This is a genomic window from Mesorhizobium mediterraneum (assembly GCF_002284565.1).
In the GTDB taxonomy this organism is placed as follows: Bacteria; Pseudomonadota; Alphaproteobacteria; order Rhizobiales; family Rhizobiaceae; genus Mesorhizobium; species Mesorhizobium mediterraneum.
Genome location: NZ_NPKI01000012.1, coordinates 205,297 through 220,438, shown reverse-complemented (window position 1 = coordinate 220,438; position 15,142 = coordinate 205,297). Strand labels below are relative to the sequence as shown.

Genomic DNA, 15,142 nt, shown 5'->3' with positions numbered 1-15,142 from the left:
GCTGCGGCGCCCTTTTGCTTGCCCGCGACAAATTTTCTAAGCGGCGTTCCGTGCCAGCGCGCGCTGGTTGGAAGCGTGGATCGTGTCGCGTTCGGGCAGCGTGCCGGTCTTCAGGCAGTCGATCCATTCGGCTGTCTTGAGAACGGCGGCGAAGCGCGACTGCAGGATAACAGTCACCACGCGGTGGATGTCCTCGGCCGAAGCATAGCCGGCGCTGTTGGCATAGGGCACCGAGCCGGTGGCGTCGGACAGGAACTCCACCGCAAAGCCCATGTGGACGGCGTGGATGATGGTCGAGAGATCGCAATTGTGCGTCATATAGCCGACGACGGTGATCGTATCAATGGCGTTGGCGCGCAACCAGTCCTCGAGGTCCGTGCCGGTGAAGGCGCTCGGCAAGGTCTTTTCGACGTAATGGTCACGGCTTCGCCTTGATATCTCGGGATGCAATTCGGCGCCGTGGCTGCCTTTGGCGAAAATCGGCGACGTTTCTGGCGCTAGCTGCTTGATGACCACGACCTTGACGCCTGCCGCGGCGGCCGCGTCCATCGCTCGTGCCGCGTTGACGACGCTGTCGCGAAACGGCGGATATTGGATGGCGAGGTTGCCGCCGTCATAGTCGTTCTGGATGTCGACGACGATGAGGGCACGGCGTGGCGCTGAGGTGGCTGGTTCAGACATGGAGTTTCCTTTCCCGTTCGGCTTTGATTGTTCAAGGATAGGCCTGCCGTCGGATTGCAAACAGTGTCCCAATTGACATTATCCGAAAGGATTGGGACAATCCGGCTTTAACCCTCATTGGTGCTCATCATGGCCGATCCGATCGTTGCAGCCATCGCCTTCGATGGCATCAGTCCGTTCCACCTTTCCGTACCGTGCCTTGTATTCGGCGAGGATCGCGCCGCGCTCGGCTTGCCGCGCTTCGACTTCCGCATCTGTGCAATCGAAAGCGGGCCGATTCATACCGAAGCAGGATTGACCGTGACTGCGCCGCATGGGCTGGGCAGCCTCGATGGCGCTGACATCGTCATCGTCCCAAGCTGGCGAGACCTCGACGATCCGCCACCGGCGTTTCTGGTAGAGGCCCTGCTGCGAGCGCACCGGAACGGCGCATTGATTGTCGGACTGTGCCTCGGCACGTTCGCTGTTGCGGCGACAGGACTGCTTTCGGGGCGGCGAGCCGCGACGCATTGGGCCTATACCGAGCAGCTACAGGCGCTTTATCCCGACATGATCGTCGACCCGGACGTGCTTTACATCGACAATGGTGATGTCATGACATCTGCCGGCGTCGCCGCCGGGCTTGACTGCTGTCTCCATATCGTGCGGGCCCGCTACGGCGCGGAGGCGGCTCTTCGGCTTGCTCGGCAGATCGTGCTTTCTCCCCATCGGCAAGGCGGGCAGGCGCAGTTCATAGAACGTCCCATCGCTAGGACCGGCAACGCGGATCGCTTCACACAGGCACTCGACAAGGTGCGCAAAACGCTGGATGAGACGCATAGCCTGGACAGCGTCGCCGCCGCCGCCGGCCTCACCCGACGGACATTCACGCGCCGCTTTCAAAAATCGATCGGCACCAGCTTCGGCGACTGGCTGATCGACCAGCGCGTCGCGCTGGCACAGCGGCTGCTGGAAGCGACGGAAAAATCGATGGACACGATTGCCTTCGAGGCCGGGTTCGGCAGCGCCACATCGCTGCGCCAGCATTTTGCGGCGCGGCTCAGAACCTCGCCCGCGCAGTACCGGCGAGAGTTCTCTAAGAGCACTCAGGAGGAGCGCGTGGCGTACGCGCCGAGGTGAGGCAATCGCTTCAGGTTTGCGCTGCCTTTCTCTGCTCCCGCCCCTACCGTCCTTGAAAAGGCTTGCGTCATCTGTCATATATTAAAGTGACAGATGACGCTAAGAGGCACGCCGTGGCGATGGCATTGGAAAAGACTGCACCAGCAGCAAAAAATAATGAACTTCAGAAGGTGGCCAGGTTGCTCGGCGGCACTCGCATTCTATCGCGGCACCTCAGGAGCGCATTGGATGCCCATGAGCTGCTTGTGCACGGCCTGCCGGGTTCGGCGCTGGACCATCTCCTTGGGCAGCTCGTCTTCATCCAGAAGACTGATTCGCTCGAGAAGGCCGTCGGCATGAGCTTGCGCACCTACCAGCGCCGTAAGGATGCTCCTTCCAAGCCTCTCAGCCAGGACCAGAGCGGACGAACCTGGAAATTCGCGGAGATCCTGTCGAAAGCGACCGATGTGTTCGGTTCGCAAGCGGAAGCGGAGCAATGGCTGGAGCGCCCGGCGATCGGGCTCGACCAGCGCCGTCCCATCGATCTTCTGGCAACCCCGGCGGGTGTCGAGCTTGTAGAGGACTACCTCGAACGGCTTGAATATGGCGTTTATGCATGACGCCGCTCCCGGCCGCGCTTGGCGGCTCCGACCTCGTTGGCTGGCGTCTCGATCAGGCTGCGTTCGCGCCTACATGGGACAGTGGCGAGGGCGCATACAGGGTCGGCGGACGATGGAACAGCAGGGGCGTGCGCGCAGTCTACTGCTCAATCGATCCTTCGACTGCGATTCTCGAAGTCGCAGTCCATAAGGGCTTCAGGGCGCTCGACACGATCGCGCATGTGATGACCGCGGCGATAATCAGCGATGTCACGGAAGTGCATATCATCAACCCTGGCGCCGTTCCCAACCCTAATTGGCTGCGTCCGGGCATCCCGAGTTCTGGGCAACAGGCATTCGGCGATGATCTTCTCCAACGACATCGGTTCGTGGTGATTCCGAGCGCGGTGTCCCAGAATAGCTGGAACCTGATCTTCGACGTGAGCGTCGCGAAGGGCGCATATGCCATGAAGATCCAGGAGGCCTTTGCGCTCGACACACGATTGCATATGACCGGGCTTACCTCGCTCTAATACCCGCTCATGCTCAGCCGCGCCTGACCGACTGCGCCGGGTTGCCGACGACCGTGGTGTTTGGCGGCACGTCGCGAGTCACTACCGCGCCGGCGCCGACAATGGCGCCGTCGCCGATGCTGATCCCGCCGAGGATGATGGCACTGCCGCCGATCCAGGCATTGTCGCCGATCTCGACCGGCTTCGCGATCTCCAGTCCTGCCTGTCGACCCGCCGCCTCCTTGTGATGCTCGGCGCAATAGATCTGCACATTGGGGCCGAGCAGCGTTCCCTTGCCGATGCGGACTGGCGCGGTATCGAGGATGGTGCACCCGGCATTGAGGAAGACGCCGTCGCCGAGAACAATGTTGAAGCCATAGGCGCAGTGGAACGGCGCCTCGATCCGGGCGCCCGGGCCTACTACGCCGAGCAGCGACTTCAGGGCCGGTCCGATGTCGCCGCGCTGCCGGGGCGGCAGCGAATTATGCTCGAACACCGCGTCGCGCGCCATGACCCGCAGCGCCTCCAGCTCTGGATCGAGACAAGTATACCACTCGCCCGCTGCCATTTTTGTGCGCTCGCTTGTGTTCAAGGCGATGTCCTCCTGCCTTGCCATGCTGTTTCAACGTGGTGTCAAAGCACAGTCCATAAAGATCGGGTAACGCCACAGATCGCAGGCCTCTGGTCAAATGCCGCGCCTATGCTAGCCTGCTCTGGCAGGGTTGTCCTGAGCCCGGCCATCGAGGGGATCAATCATGCTGTATATTCTCGCACTCCTGATTGGCGTCGTTGCGGGCCTTCGTGCCATGACAGCGCCCGCCGCCGTCGCCTGGGGCGCTTGGCTCGGCTGGCTGCCGGTCACCGGCACCTGGGCTGCTTTCATGGGTCACTGGGTCGCCGTCGGCATCTTCACCGCCCTGGCCATCGTCGAGCTTGTCGCCGATCAGTTGCCGTCGACGCCGAGCCGCAAGGTGCCGCAGCAGTTCGGCGCGCGCATCGTCTCGGGCGCCTTCACCGGCGCTGTGATCGGCGCGACCGCCGGCGCCACCATCGGCGGCCTGATTGCCGGCGCCATCGGCGCGGTGATCGGCACGCTGGGCGGCGCCGAGCTGCGCAAGCGCCTGGCCATCACCCTCGGCAAGGACCTGCCAGCCGCCCTTATCGAGGACGCGGTGGCAATCACCGGCGGCCTGCTGGTCGTGGCGGCAGTGGCATGACGGCAAAGACATTCGACACCATCATCATCGGCGCCGGACAGGCCGGCCCGCCGCTCGCCGGCCGGCTGACGGCGGCCGGCATGAGCGTGGCGCTGATCGAGCGAAAACTGGTCGGCGGCACCTGCGTCAACACCGGCTGCATGCCGACCAAGGCCATGGTGGCAAGCGCCTATGCCGCGCATCTCGCTCGCCGCGCCGCCGACTACGGCGTGACGCTCTCCGGTTCGGTCGGCGTCGACTACAGAGCGATCAAGGCACGCAAGGACAAGGTGTCGAACGACGCCCGCGGCAATCTCGAAAGCTGGATTGCCGGCATGGACCATTGCACGCTCTATCGCGGCCATGCACGCTTCGTCACCGCCAACACGGTGCGCGTCGGCGATGATCTTCTGACCGCCGAAAAAATATTCCTCAACACCGGCGGCCGCGCCTCGGTGCCTGACCTGCCAGGCGTCAACGACATTTCGTACCTGACCAACTCATCGATGATGGACCTCGACGTGCTGCCGCGCCATCTGGTCGTCGTCGGCGGCAGCTACGTCTCGCTCGAATTCGCACAGATGTTCCGCCGCTTCGGCTCGGAGGTCACGGTGATCGAAAAGAGCCCACGGCTGATCGCCCGCGAGGACGACGATGTCTCGGCCGCCATCCTGTCCATCCTCGAAAACGAAGACATCACGGTCCATCTCGGCGCCGACGACATCAGCTTCGCCAGGCAGGGCAATGAGATTGCCGTGACCTTCACCGCCGGCAAGGCGCCGGCGGTTGGCTCGCATGTACTGCTGGCAGTGGGCCGGACGCCCAACACCGACGATCTCGGCCTCGACAAGGCCGGCGTCGAGGTCGATAAACGCGGCTTCATTGTCGTCGACGACCTGCTGCGCACCAGCGTGCCCGGCATCTGGGCGATGGGCGACTGCAACGGCAAGGGCGCCTTCACCCACACCTCCTACAATGACTACGAGATCGTCGCCGCCAATCTGCTCGACAACGATCCGCGCAAGGTGAGTGACCGCATCGAGGCCTATGCGCTTTATACCGACCCGCCGCTCGGCCGCTGCGGCATGACCGAGACAGCGGTCAGAAAGTCCGGCCGTCGCGCGCTGGTCGGCCTGCGGCCGATGACCCGCGTCGGCCGCGCCGTCGAGAAAGGCGAGACGCAAGGTTTTATGAAGATCCTGGTCGACGCCGACACCAAGGAAATCCTCGGCTGTTCGGTGCTCGGTCCCGGTGGCGACGAGGCGATCCATTGCGTCCTTGACCTGATGTACGCCAAGGCGCCGGTCAGCACGCTCGCGCGGGCAACCCATATTCACCCCAATGTCTCGGAACTTCTGCCGACCATCGCCCAGGAGCTGAAGCCGCTGGCATAGGCCGCTCTGCATTCACCGCAGGCGGCAAACGCGCAACGCAGTCGCGATCCGCTGTCCATTTTTGCAATGCTGCATTGCAGCAATCGCGCTTGTGCACGGGGCAGCTCTGCCGACAGTCTCAATTTTGAGCCGATTCAGTCCGGACCTCCCATGCCCCTGCCGATCCTAGCGCTTGCCATTGCGTCCTTCTGCATCGGCACCACCGAATTCGTCATCATGGGCCTGCTGCCCGAGGTCGCCGCCGACCTCGGCGTCTCGATCCCCTCGGCCGGCCTGCTGGTCACCGGCTATGCGCTCGGCGTCGTCTTCGGCGCGCCGGTGATTGCGGTGGCCACCGCACACATGCCGCGCAAGCCGGTGCTGATCGGCCTGGCAATGTTGTTCGTCGTCGGCAATCTATTGTGCGCGATCGCACCCAATTATTGGCTGCTGATGGCGGCGCGCGTCTTCACCGCTTTCGGCCATGGCGCCTTCTTCGGCATCGGCTCGGTCGTCGCCGCCAGCCTGGTGCCGCGTAACAAGCGGGCCAGCGCCATCGCGCTGATGTTCGCCGGTCTGACCCTGTCCAACATCCTTGGTGTTCCCGGCGGCACAGCACTCGGCGAAGCCTACGGCTGGCGCGCCACCTTCCTGGCCGTGGTCGGGATCGGCCTTATCTCGGTCGCAGCCATTGCCTGGCTGGTGCCCGCCGGCATCACCCAACCGAGCGGCGGCGGCCTGCTTGGCGAGGTGCGCGTGCTCGGCAAGCTGCAGGTTTGGCTGGCGATGCTGATCTCGGCGCTGGCGTCGGCCAGCCTGTTTGCCGTCTTCACCTACATAAAGCCCTATCTCACCGACGTATCCGGCCTGTCGACCGCGACCGTGACCTGGGTGCTGCTGCTATTCGGCGGCGGCATGACCATCGGCAACATCATCGGCGGCAGGCTGGCCGACTGGAAATTGATGCCGACGGTGATCGGCACGCTTTTGATGCTGGCGCTGCTGCTCGTCGGCTTTGCCGAATTCGGCGCCATCGCAGCCGTGGCCGTCTTCATCGTTTTCCTGTGGGGTCTGCTCGTCTTCGTCATCGTGCCGCCTTTGCAGATCCGCGTCGTCGAAGCGGCCTCCGAAGCGCCGAACCTCGCCGCCACGCTGAACCAGGGCGCCTTCAACATCGGCAATGCCGCGGGCGCCTGGGTAGGCGGCGTGGCACTTTCGCTGGGCGTGTCCTATGCCAATCTGCCGCTGGTCGGCGCGGCGCTCGCCCTGCTGGCGGTCGCCGTGGCGGTGATGTCGCAGACGTTGGACCGCCAGTTGCTGGTGACGCACCCCGCGCAACAGTTGCGCCCATAGCGCAGCAGACTGGACCAATCGACAGCGTATCGGCGAAAGGGCATGTGTTCGGCCTCTTTCCTGGAGGAGTATCATGCAGAAATCGATCGAGCGCATCGCCGGCGACAGCGAGGGCGTTTCCTACGAATTCCCGGTCTTCCGCTTTGACGGCAGCGACAAGGCAGCACCCTCAGCCTATCTGCAGGCCGCACTGCATGCCGGCGAACTGCCGGGCGTCGTCGCCATCGACGCGCTGATGCCGATGCTCGAAAGGGCCGGAGCGGAAGGCCGCATCAAGGGCAATATCACCGTCGTGCCCCAAGCCAATCCGATCGGCCGCGCCCAGTATCATTTCGGCGAGCATCAGGGCCGTTTCCACTTGGGCACGCGCACCAACTTCAACCGCGGCTTTCCGCTGCTGGCGGCGCCGGACACGACGCTCTTGCCGGACACCACGCTTGGCACGGCCGATCAGCGGCTGAAGACGCGGCTGCTGCAGCTGTCGATCGGCCACGACATCGTCCTCGACCTGCACTGCGACGACGAGGGCCTCGCCTATCTCTATGTCCACACCAGCCTGTGGCCTGAAATGGCGGATTGTGCGGCCGCCATGGGCGTCGACGCGGTGGTGCTGTGGGATGAGGACACCGACGGCACCTTCGAAGGCGCCTCGATCACGCCGTATCTGAACGTCCCCGCCGATGTGGCGCGGTTTGACCGGCGCGTCGCCACCACAGTCGAGTATCGAGGCATGCTCGATGTCGATGGCGCTCTGGCCGCTTCCGATGCCGAAGGGCTCTATCGGCTGCTGGTGGCGCGCGGCGTGATCGTGGATCAGGCCCTGCCCGCGCCTGGCAGCCTTGCCGGCCCCAATTCTTTCACCGGTATCGTCGCACCGCTCGAGAACATCGACATGATGCCAGCGCCCCGGGCGGGTGCGATCCTTTATGACGTGAAGCCCGGCGACCGTGTGGAAAAAGGCGCACTGCTCGCCAGCATAGTCCATGCGCCGGGTGAAGCCGGTGGCCGCACGCAGGTGTTCGCGCCGCAAGCGGGCATCATCCTGACGCGGCGGTCCCGGCGCATCATCCGTGCCGGCGAAGATCTGCTGAAGCTGGTCGGCGACAGGAAGAGCGCCGATGCAAGGTCGGGAACGCTGGAGGATTGAGGGCTCATGCCCTTCTCCATGCCCTCCATTGAATCCAGTTGCGCGGCCGTTCAATCGCCGCTATTGGAATCGCCATGAACATGCGCTCGATCAAGACCGTTTGGTGGTGGGCTCGCTGACAGCGGCCTGTTCGAACGCGTGCGCGTGAAAATAGAAGGTGGCCGCAACGGAATGTCCGGGCGGCCATTTGTTTTTTTCAAGCCATGCCCGGGTCCGTTGCCCCAAGACGCTGATACCCAGACGCTGATGGAGACGGCAATGACGACGAAAATTCTGGAGAACGGGGCGGAGCGCTTCGTCACGGCGGGTGGCGTGACGATTACCCGCGAGCGCCACGACCGGCCCTATGAAGGCGCGATCGACGGCTATATCGACGGACTGAATGCGCGCCGCGGCGCCGTGTTTTCCTCGAATTACGAATATCCCGGCCGCTACACGCGCTGGGACACCGCCATCATCGATCCGCCGCTGGTGATCTCGGCGCGCAGCCGCGCCATGCGCATCGAGGCGCTGAACAGCCGTGGCGAGATGCTTCTGCCGGTGATAGGCAAGGCGCTCGGCGGCCTTGACGACGTGACGATCGCCGAGACGTCGAAGAGACTGATCCGCCTCGATGTGGCCAAGCCTGGCCGTGTCTTCACCGAAGAAGAACGCAGCCGCGTTCCCTCCGTCTTCACCGTGCTGCGCGCCATCACCGCTCTGTTCAAAACGGAGGAAGACGCCAATCTCGGCCTCTATGGCGCCTTCGGCTACGATCTCGCCTTCCAGTTCGATCCGGTCGACTACAAGCTCGAGCGCCAGCAAAGCCAGCGCGACCTGGTGCTGTTCCTGCCCGACGAGATCCTGGTCGTCGACCACTATTCGACCAAGGCCTGGACCGACCGCTACGACTATTCGGGCGAGGGGTTTTCGACCGAGGGATTGCCGCGCGACGAAATCGTCGAGCCGTTCAAGACCGCCGACCGCATCCCGCCGCGCGGCGACCATGAGCCCGGCGAATATGCCAATCTGGTGCGCAAGGCGATGGAGAGTTTCAAGCGCGGCGACCTGTTCGAGGTGGTGCCCGGCCAGATGTTCTATGAGCGCTGCGAGACGCCGCCTTCCGCCATCTCCCGCAAGCTGAAGACCATCAACCCCTCGCCCTATTCCTTCTTCATCAATCTCGGCGAGGGCGAATATCTGATCGGCGCCTCGCCCGAAATGTTCGTGCGCGTCAACGGCCGCCGTGTCGAGACCTGTCCGATCTCCGGCACGATCAAGCGCGGCGACGACGCCATTTCCGATTCGGAGCAGATCCTGAAATTGCTCAATTCGAAGAAGGACGAATCCGAGCTGACCATGTGCTCGGACGTCGACCGCAACGACAAGTCGAGGGTCTGCGACCCAGGCTCGGTGCGCGTCATCGGCCGCCGCCAGATCGAGATGTATTCGCGGCTGATCCACACCGTCGACCACATCGAGGGACGGCTGCGCGAAGGCATGGACGCCTTCGACGCGTTCCTGTCCCATGCCTGGGCGGTCACCGTCACCGGCGCGCCGAAATTATGGGCTATGCGCTTCATCGAGCAGAACGAGAAGAGCCCGCGCGCCTGGTATGGCGGGGCGATCGGCATGGTCAATTTCAACGGTGATATGAACACCGGCCTGACGCTTCGCACCATTCGCATCAAGGACGGCATCGCCGAGGTGCGCGCCGGCGCCACGCTGCTCTTCGACAGCATTCCCGAGGAAGAAGAAGCCGAAACCGAATTGAAGGCATCCGCCATGATCTCCGCCATCCGCGACGCCAAGTCAGGCAATGCCGCCGACACCGAGCGCGCCACCGCGCGCGTCGGCGACGGCGTCAACATCCTGCTCGTCGACCACGAGGACTCCTTCGTCCACACGCTGGCCAATTATTTCCGCCAGACCGGCGCCAATGTCTCGACGGTGCGCACGCCTGTGCCGGACGAGGTCTTCGACCGGCTGAAGCCAAACCTGGTCGTGCTGTCGCCTGGCCCCGGCACGCCGAAGGATTTCGACTGCGCCGCCACCATCAAGCGGGCCCGCGCGCGCGACCTGCCGATCTTCGGCGTCTGCCTCGGCCTGCAGGCGCTGGCTGAAGCCTATGGCGGGGAGCTGCGGCAATTGCACGTGCCGATGCATGGCAAACCGTCACGCATCCGTGTGTCGAAGCCGGGCATCATCTTTTCCGGCCTGCCCAAGGAAGTGACGGTCGGCCGCTACCACTCGATCTTCGCCGATCCGGTCCGCCTGCCCGACGGCTTCATCGTCACCGCCGAGACGGAGGACGGCGTCATCATGGCTTTCGAGCACACCAAGGAGCCGATCGCGGCGGTGCAGTTCCACCCGGAATCGATCATGACGCTCGGCCACAATGCCGGCATGCGCATCATCGAGAACATCGTTGCGCATCTGCCGCGCAAGGCCAGGGAGAAGGCGGCTTAGCCCGAGGGGTTCGTGTTGGGATTTCTTCCCCAGTGACCACAGCTGAAATCAAGTCGACGGCGAAGAAGAGGGTCGCCAGCCTCGCCTTCTGGTCGATCATCGTCGCTTGCGTCGTGCTCGGCCTGAAGCTGGCGGCCTGGCACGTCACCGGTTCCGTGGCGCTATATTCGGACGCGCTGGAATCGATCGTCAACGTCATTGCCTCGGCCGCCGCCTACTGGGCGATCCAGGTCAGCTTCAAGCCGGCCGACCAGGATCATCCGTTCGGCCACCACAAGGCCGAATATTTCTCGGCTGTTCTGGAGGGCGTGCTGATCGTGCTGGCAGCCCTTCTGATCCTCAACGAAGTGTGGTGGTACTGGCAGCATCCCGCCCCGCTCGAACAGCCCTGGACCGGCCTCGCAATCAACGGCGTCGCGACGGTGATCAACGCCTTTTGGGCCTGGACGCTGATTCGTGCCGGCCGTGCCGAGAAGTCGCCGGCTCTGGTCGCCGACGGCAGGCACATCATGACCGACGTGGCGACCTCGGTCGGCGTGTTCATTGGCCTGGTCGGTGCCGTGCTGACCGGCTGGCAAATTCTCGACCCGGCACTTGCGGTCATCGTGGCGCTGAACATCCTGTGGCAAGGCTGGCACGTGATCGGCTCGTCGATGAACGGACTGATGGACCGCGCCGTCGACACGCAGGAGCACATGCACATCCGCGACGTCATCTCGGCCAATTGCAAGGGAGCGCTGGAGGTTCACGATCTCAAGACACGCATCGCCGGCCGCGCCACCTTCATCGAGTTCCACCTGGTCGTCGATGCCGGCATGTCGGTGGGCGCCAGCCACGTCATTTGCGACCGCATCGAGGACGCGCTGAAGGCGGAAATCCCCTCGGTGCGCGTCACCATCCATGTCGAGCCCGACGACGAGGCAAAACTGCCCAAGGGCACGACGGCAGTGCGATTCGCGTGAAGCGGCAGCGGACGTCGATGGTCCCCTTTCAGGGACTATCGCACATCCTAGGGATTGGTCGCACATCCATCCCTTCCTCATCCCAGGCCTGCGCTCCGCTTTGCGTTCGTTCCGCCCTAATTCAGGCTCAGCTAGGCACTCTCTTCCTCCACTTTCGCAGCCGCGTGCTGATGTAGGCTCGCGGACCAAAAGGCAATGTCGGCCGGCCGGCGGGCCGTTCCTGACCGCGCTCGTCGGTCACCTGATGCACGAATTGCATCAGTCGATAAAACACCGGGGGGTCGCGATCCTGCACGAGGCGGGCGAGTTCGTCAGGTAATGGTTTCGAGCGCCAGGCAAAGTATGCCTCGTATGCCTCGGGCGTCACGATGAGGTATTTCAGATATGCTGCCAGCTCTGCATAGCTGCTGAAGTCTGCAGCGTTGATGTAGGAGCCGGGCGGGGCGAATTCGTGCACGTTCGATGTGCCCAGATAGATCGGCACTGATCCGGCTTCGAAGGCATCGAACAGCTTTTCGGTGACGTAGTCGGTCTCGGTCGAGTTCTCCAATGCGAGGCAGAATTTGTAGCGGGAGACTGTCTCGATCTTCGTCTTGCGGCCGCGATCGGGGCCTTCGACTGTCCTGTTGCGGAAATACCGACCGTATGAATCTATCTTGATGTGTTCGGCCAGGCTCTTCAAGAGATCGAGCCGGCCGCTATAGTTCAAGGGCGCCGATTGGAAGGCTACCACCGGAGCCGCTTCTGTCTTGGCGCCTATAGGCTTTGCGCGCACCGTGTCCCACCACCGGGAATTGGGCAAATAGGGGCACCAAATCTCAGAGCTGCGCTCGTGCGACATCGTGAAGTCGAAGTGCCGCATGAGTTTCTGGTCCTTTATGATTTTGTAGTTTGAGCGGGCTTCCATATACCAGGCTATCCAGTACTGGCCCGGATATCGCCATGCGTCACCAATTTCGCGGAAGTTCGGAATGTGGAAGACGACCGCTGTCGCTTCAGCAATTCTACGCTTGTCTAGGGTAAATTCGCCCGGCAGATCGCATTGAATGGACGCGACGTCGACGGGCTTGCTGAAAAAAGTCGTGTAGAAGAGGACGAGCGGCTCTTTTTTAGGCACGGCAAGCAATGTGGACATCTCAATACTGCGGCCTGGGCTGTGTAGCCGTCGACGCTAAAGGCAATTGCGTGTTGCTTGAGCCACCCGCGCGACGATGGCGGTTTTGGTCTGATCCTGATTGCATCCAGGTCCTCGTCATATCCCGCCAATCCCCAAACCGAGAAACGGACCCCTAATCAAGGCGTGCAGGCAGATTGCGGCATCGGCTCGAGCCGGTAGACCTTGTCGTCGGATGCGGTCTCGCCTTCGGCCGCCTTCGAGCATAGGTCGACGATCGGCAGGCTGCTGTTGGGATTGGCCAGCATCATCGTGCCGTTGGCGCCGCGGCGCAGATAAATCTCGCTGGCCGCGATGTCGCAGGAAAAGTCGCTCGTCTTCGCGCTCGCCACACAGCGCCACTGGTCCGCTTCCCCTTCACAACTGTAGCTCTGCGTGACCTTGGCAGCCTTGTGGCGCGTGGTGACGGAAACGGCAATGTCGGCACCATCAGGCCAGCTTGCCGGATCGCCATCCATAGCGAAGGAGGCCAGCTCGATCGGGCCTCGGAAAACCCGGATAGTCCGGGTAGACTGATCGGGATGCGAGCCAAGATGCGCGGCATCGTAGTCGCGCCCGTAGCAGAAGGGCTGGTCCGGCTTCAGCCGCTCACGCAGCGGCGCTCCCAGCGCCGGATCGATCGGATCGATGCGAGCGAATTCGGCCTTGCAGGTCTGCGCCGGCATGGGGTCGAGCCGAAAGCCGTCGTCTTCTGTGCCGAGTGCCTGCCTGGTAAACTCCTTTTCGCCAAGTTCATCTTCGGCGCCGGCATCGAGATAAAGGTTGCGCTGCACGCCGGAGATGATCAGCCGGCCTTTTTCGTCGAGGTTGAGCGAGGCCATGGTGCGGTCGCATTCCATGCCGCAACGGATCTCGCTCGACTGCGGATCGTCCTTGCCGCACCAACCGCCGACCCACTCGGGCTTCTTGGCGCCGCGCACCGTCGTGGCCACGAAGCCGTTGTAGCCGGACGGACCGCTACTCGGCTCCTCGTTCGGATGGCTAACCGGATAGCTGCCATAGTAGAAGAAGATCCGTGCCACCTTCTGGTTCGGATGCGCCTTGAGATGCGCGGCATCGTAGACGCGCCCGAAACAGGCATCCTTGCCGTCCGGGCTGAGTTCGGTAAGCTTGTCGTCGGCAAGGGCCGTGCCGGCAAGTGCGGCAAGCAAGGCGACACCAAGTCCGGCGCCCTTAGTGGTCTTCGAGGTCATGTGCCCCTCCTCGCCCGACAGGACGTGGCTTCAACTTATGCTAGGATCGGGGCCGAAGCCACGCAATTTGCGGGGCCGGCACAGGAGGATGAAGCCATGCGACGCCGCGATATTTTCCGCGTAGGCTTTGCCGGAGCCGCTGGCCTTTTCGGGCTGCGCCAGGTCGAAGCGGCGGCTGTGGAAGAGGAAAGGCAAAAGGTCGCCTACCACCTCAGCGATCTCGACAAGGTCGGTTTTGTGCTGGGCAACATCAAGAACCACTATGACGGCACCGGCGGCAAGGTCGACATCGTGCTGGTCGTGCATGGACCGGCACTCGCCGCTTTCAAGTCGAAGAGCGCGTCGGCTGGCATTGCCAGCCGTTTTTCCGGCCTCGTTCGCGACGGGCTGACCCCGCATGCTTGCGCCAACACAATGCACGGCATGGATGTTGCGCTCACCGATCTGCTCGATGGCTTCCATGCCGCCGAGACCGGCGGCGTCGTCAAGCTCGCCGAATTGCAGCGCCAAGGCTACGCCTATTTGCGGCCGTGAGCCTCTACGGACTTGAACATCAGGGCGGCCAGGCCCTACGAAGAGTTGATACTCGCCCGGAGGAATAGACGTGCCAGCCACCACAACCAGCCTTGTCACCCCCGCCCTGGTCATCCCCGACCTCGCCGGCAAGGCGGTGCTGATCACCGGCGCTTCGACAGGCATCGGGGCCGCACTTGCACTGGCTTATGCCGCGCAGAAATGTCGTGTGGCGCTGCATTACAATTCAAGTCGGGCGGCTGCCGAAAACCTGGCCGGGACCATCCGCAACGGCGGCGGCGAGGTATTCCTCGTCCAGGCCGATTTCTCGATCCCCGCCGATGTCGAGCGCGTCGTCGAGGACAGCGCGCAACACTTCGGCCGGCTCGATGGCCTCGTCAACAATGCCGGCGGCATGCTCGGCCGCGTGCCTTATGCCGAGCTGACCGAAGCGCATTACGACGCGGTGATGGACCTCAACGCGCGCTCCGTGCTGACTGCCTCGCGCAAGGCGATGCCATGGCTGAAGCGCCAGGGCGGCTTCATCGTCAACACCTCGTCGATCGCCGCGCGCAATGGCGCCGGCGGCGGCGCCGGCCTTTACGGATCGGCCAAGGCCTTCGTCTCCAATGTGACTCGCGGCATGGCCAAGGAACTGATCGGCTTCAACGTCCGCGTCAACGCGGTGGCTCCGGGCACCATCGCGACGCCTTTCCATGAGCGCTATTCGACCGACGAGCAAATGAAGGGCATGGTGGCCACCATTCCACAGGGCCGCGCCGGCACGCCCGAGGACTGCGTCGGCGCCTATCTGTTCCTCTCGTCCGCTCTGTTGAGCGGTTACATCACCGGCCAGGTGATCGAGGTGAATGGTGGCCAGTTGATGCCGTGAG

15 protein-coding genes are annotated in these 15,142 nt (G+C 63.3%); 11 read left to right on the top strand and 4 right to left on the bottom strand.

Translation table 11 applies throughout. From position 1 onward, the window contains the following. Positions 1–36: 36 nt before the first annotated feature. Entirely contained in the window at positions 37–681 is a 645-nt protein-coding gene (locus tag CIT25_RS08995) for a cysteine hydrolase family protein (RefSeq protein ID WP_095484188.1), read from the bottom strand. Positions 682–810: 129 nt separating this feature from the next. On the opposite strand from CIT25_RS08995, the gene CIT25_RS08990 reads away from it, so the two are divergent. From CIT25_RS08990 to CIT25_RS08980, 3 genes are all read left to right on the top strand, one after another. Beyond that, on the top strand, positions 811–1,800 hold the full coding sequence (locus CIT25_RS08990; protein ID WP_095484259.1) for a helix-turn-helix domain-containing protein: 990 nt from the start codon (positions 811–813) through the stop codon (positions 1,798–1,800). Between the two features lie 119 nt (positions 1,801–1,919). Continuing rightward, the gene (gene parS / locus CIT25_RS08985) at positions 1,920–2,399 is read left to right on the top strand and encodes a type II RES/Xre toxin-antitoxin system antitoxin (protein ID WP_370453306.1); all 480 of its coding nucleotides are present in this window, start codon (positions 1,920–1,922) and stop codon (positions 2,397–2,399) included. After that, positions 2,396–2,911, top strand: a complete 516-nt coding sequence (locus CIT25_RS08980; RefSeq protein ID WP_095484186.1) for an RES family NAD+ phosphorylase — start codon at positions 2,396–2,398, stop codon at positions 2,909–2,911. The genes parS and CIT25_RS08980 overlap by 4 nt, the downstream gene beginning before the upstream one ends. Before the next feature lie 13 nt (positions 2,912–2,924). On the opposite strand, the gene CIT25_RS08975 is transcribed toward CIT25_RS08980, so the two are convergent. Then, entirely contained in the window at positions 2,925–3,482 is a 558-nt protein-coding gene (locus tag CIT25_RS08975; protein WP_095484258.1) for a sugar O-acetyltransferase, read from the bottom strand. A gap of 163 nt (positions 3,483–3,645) precedes the next feature. On the opposite strand from CIT25_RS08975, the gene CIT25_RS08970 reads away from it, so the two are divergent. The 6 genes from CIT25_RS08970 to CIT25_RS08945 all read left to right on the top strand — a co-directional run bounded on the left by CIT25_RS08970 (position 3,646) and on the right by CIT25_RS08945 (position 11,369). After that, positions 3,646–4,107 carry a DUF4126 domain-containing protein gene (locus tag CIT25_RS08970; protein WP_095484185.1) on the top strand — a complete coding sequence of 154 codons (462 nt, stop codon included), beginning with the start codon at positions 3,646–3,648 and terminating at the stop codon, positions 4,105–4,107. After that, complete coding sequence (locus CIT25_RS08965; RefSeq protein WP_095484184.1) at positions 4,104–5,480, top strand: FAD-containing oxidoreductase; 1,377 nt, start codon at positions 4,104–4,106, stop codon at positions 5,478–5,480. Before CIT25_RS08970 ends, CIT25_RS08965 begins: the two co-directional genes overlap by 4 nt. Before the next feature lie 150 nt (positions 5,481–5,630). Further along, positions 5,631–6,812, top strand: a complete 1,182-nt coding sequence (locus CIT25_RS08960; RefSeq protein WP_095484183.1) for an MFS transporter — start codon at positions 5,631–5,633, stop codon at positions 6,810–6,812. Between the two features lie 73 nt (positions 6,813–6,885). Next, a complete protein-coding gene (locus tag CIT25_RS08955; protein ID WP_095484182.1) occupies positions 6,886–7,959 on the top strand; it encodes a M14 family metallopeptidase in 1,074 nt (357 codons plus the stop codon). A 258-nt stretch (positions 7,960–8,217) separates the two neighbouring features. Then, positions 8,218–10,407, top strand: a complete 2,190-nt coding sequence (locus CIT25_RS08950) for an anthranilate synthase (RefSeq protein ID WP_095484257.1) — start codon at positions 8,218–8,220, stop codon at positions 10,405–10,407. A gap of 47 nt (positions 10,408–10,454) precedes the next feature. After that, positions 10,455–11,369 (top strand): cation diffusion facilitator family transporter, encoded by a 915-nt coding sequence (locus tag CIT25_RS08945; protein ID WP_206072931.1) that lies wholly within the window; start codon positions 10,455–10,457, stop codon positions 11,367–11,369. A gap of 127 nt (positions 11,370–11,496) precedes the next feature. On the opposite strand, the gene CIT25_RS08940 is transcribed toward CIT25_RS08945, so the two are convergent. Both CIT25_RS08940 and CIT25_RS08935 read right to left on the bottom strand, forming a co-directional pair. Then, complete coding sequence (locus CIT25_RS08940; RefSeq protein ID WP_245329797.1) at positions 11,497–12,504, bottom strand: glycosyltransferase family 10 domain-containing protein; 1,008 nt, start codon at positions 12,502–12,504, stop codon at positions 11,497–11,499. Positions 12,505–12,662: 158 nt separating this feature from the next. After that, the gene (locus CIT25_RS08935; protein WP_095484180.1) at positions 12,663–13,736 is read right to left on the bottom strand and encodes a hypothetical protein; all 1,074 of its coding nucleotides are present in this window, start codon (positions 13,734–13,736) and stop codon (positions 12,663–12,665) included. A 96-nt stretch (positions 13,737–13,832) separates the two neighbouring features. Here CIT25_RS08935 and CIT25_RS08930 point away from each other — a divergent pair, with 96 nt between their 5' ends. Together CIT25_RS08930 and CIT25_RS08925 are read left to right on the top strand one after the other, a co-directional pair. Further along, on the top strand, positions 13,833–14,270 hold the full coding sequence (locus tag CIT25_RS08930; protein ID WP_095484179.1) for a DsrE family protein: 438 nt from the start codon (positions 13,833–13,835) through the stop codon (positions 14,268–14,270). A gap of 70 nt (positions 14,271–14,340) precedes the next feature. Next, positions 14,341–15,141 carry an SDR family NAD(P)-dependent oxidoreductase gene (locus CIT25_RS08925; protein WP_095484178.1) on the top strand — a complete coding sequence of 267 codons (801 nt, stop codon included), beginning with the start codon at positions 14,341–14,343 and terminating at the stop codon, positions 15,139–15,141. The last annotated feature ends 1 nt before the right edge of the window (position 15,142 follow it).

Bases quoted from the DNA above. Each gene is read 5' to 3' on its own strand.
- CIT25_RS08995 (WP_095484188.1), bottom strand. From the start codon at position 681: ATGTCTGAACCAGCCACCTCAGCGCCACGCCGTGCCCTCATCGTCGTC.
- CIT25_RS08990 (WP_095484259.1), top strand. From the start codon at position 811: ATGGCCGATCCGATCGTTGCAGCCATCGCCTTCGATGGCATCAGTCCG.
- parS (WP_370453306.1), top strand. From the start codon at position 1,920: ATGGCATTGGAAAAGACTGCACCAGCAGCAAAAAATAATGAACTTCAG.
- CIT25_RS08980 (WP_095484186.1), top strand. From the start codon at position 2,396: ATGACGCCGCTCCCGGCCGCGCTTGGCGGCTCCGACCTCGTTGGCTGG.
- CIT25_RS08970 (WP_095484185.1), top strand. From the start codon at position 3,646: ATGCTGTATATTCTCGCACTCCTGATTGGCGTCGTTGCGGGCCTTCGT.
- CIT25_RS08965 (WP_095484184.1), top strand. From the start codon at position 4,104: ATGACGGCAAAGACATTCGACACCATCATCATCGGCGCCGGACAGGCC.
- CIT25_RS08960 (WP_095484183.1), top strand. From the start codon at position 5,631: ATGCCCCTGCCGATCCTAGCGCTTGCCATTGCGTCCTTCTGCATCGGC.
- CIT25_RS08955 (WP_095484182.1), top strand. From the start codon at position 6,886: ATGCAGAAATCGATCGAGCGCATCGCCGGCGACAGCGAGGGCGTTTCC.
- CIT25_RS08950 (WP_095484257.1), top strand. From the start codon at position 8,218: ATGACGACGAAAATTCTGGAGAACGGGGCGGAGCGCTTCGTCACGGCG.
- CIT25_RS08940 (WP_245329797.1), bottom strand. From the start codon at position 12,504: ATGTCCACATTGCTTGCCGTGCCTAAAAAAGAGCCGCTCGTCCTCTTC.
- CIT25_RS08935 (WP_095484180.1), bottom strand. From the start codon at position 13,736: ATGACCTCGAAGACCACTAAGGGCGCCGGACTTGGTGTCGCCTTGCTT.
- CIT25_RS08930 (WP_095484179.1), top strand. From the start codon at position 13,833: ATGCGACGCCGCGATATTTTCCGCGTAGGCTTTGCCGGAGCCGCTGGC.